Origin of the sequence: Spirillospora sp. NPDC049652 (genome assembly GCF_040675125.1) — a bacterium.
In the GTDB taxonomy this organism is placed as follows: Bacteria; Actinomycetota; Actinomycetes; order Streptosporangiales; family Streptosporangiaceae; genus Spirillospora.
Map to the genome: position 1 here is coordinate 1 of NZ_JBFAOF010001446.1, position 1,322 is coordinate 1,322.

Below are 1,322 nucleotides of genomic sequence, written 5' to 3' on the forward strand. Positions count from 1 at the left end.
GCGCCGGTTCCGCCCGGTCCGCCGGGCCCGGGGGGCGGCCCGGGAGCCTCGGACGGCTCCTGCGGTGCGGCGGTGGCGTCGCTCATGAGAGCTCCTCGCGGAGGTAGTCGCGCCAGTCGGCGGTGAAGGTGTCCGGGCGGAGGCCCAGGACCCGGCGCAGCGCGGCGGCCTCGGGCTCCCGCCCGGCCGCCCGGTACAGCCGGACGAGGGTCGGTTCACCGTACCGGTCGGCGACCATGCGGCAGGCGAGCCACGCCTCCTGGTAGGCCTGCGAGAGCCGTCCCGACGCGCCGTCGAAGTCGGCGCGCGCGGGGAGGGCGCCGGGGATCCGCCCGGCGGCCACCTCGGCCGCCAGCTCGCGCGCCGCCGACCTCGCGGTGATCTTCGCCCGGCGGTACCCGACGTAGTCGGCGAAGCCCTCGATGAGCCAGATCGGGGTGCGGGCGTCGCGCGCGCCGCCAGTGGCGACGTGGGTGAGCTCGTGGGTGAGGACGACGTCGCGGCCGAGGGCGTTGAGGCGTCCGAAGGCGGGGGAGACGACGACGCGGTCCTGACCGGGCGAGCCGTCCGGGCCGGGGGCCACGACGGCCAGGGCGGCGAAGCGGGCGACGTCCTGGCCGCCGCCGGCGACGCGTCCGGCGAGGGCGGCGTCGGCCGGGGCGAGGGCCACGGCACGGCGGGCCCAGGTCGTCCCGGTGACGGCGGTCACAGCGGGCACGGCGGCGGACAGCCGCCGGGCGATCTCGTCCAGCCCGGCCGCGTCGCCCGCGACCAGCACAGATCCCTTGCGGACGACGCTGAGCGGCCCGGCGTCGGCGATGTCGGCGTCGCCCGCGAGCCCGGCGGACGAGCCGTCCCCGATGATCGTCCAGCCGCCGGGGCGGGGGGCGAAGGCGAGGTAGCGGGTGCGGGCGACCGGGCCGGTGTCGAATCCGGTGATCCGGTAGCGCATCGACACCTGGACGACCCCCGAGGCGCCCTGGGGCGGCCCGGGGCGCTCCTCCCAGCCGTCCAGGGGGAGCTTGGCCAGATTGTCGAACAGGCGGGCCTGGGCCTGCTGGAACGCGGCGGGCGCGTTGGCCACGGTGGCGAGGAAGGCGATCCGGTTGCGCTCCCGGACGGCCCGCGCCCGGTTCGCCAGGACGGCCGCCACGGCCCCCCGGTCAGGGGCCCCGCCCGGGGACGCGGTCGGTTCGGCGGTGCCGGTGCCCTCGGAGGCCCCGTCCGGGCGGCGGGCCATCGCCCATATCCCCGCCCCGGCGGCGGCGCAGGCGGCCGCGCCGCCGGCGAACAGGCCGAGAGCCCGCCGCCGCGAGGGCCCC

General features: G+C 79.3%; 1 protein-coding gene. It reads right to left on the reverse strand.

Going from position 1 to position 1,322, the window contains the following annotated elements; translation table 11 throughout:
* Positions 1–82: 82 nt before the first annotated feature.
* Positions 83–1,322, reverse strand: a 1,240-nt coding sequence (locus AB0J52_RS40980; protein WP_500188643.1) for a hypothetical protein, incomplete at its 5' end; no start/stop codon positions are given.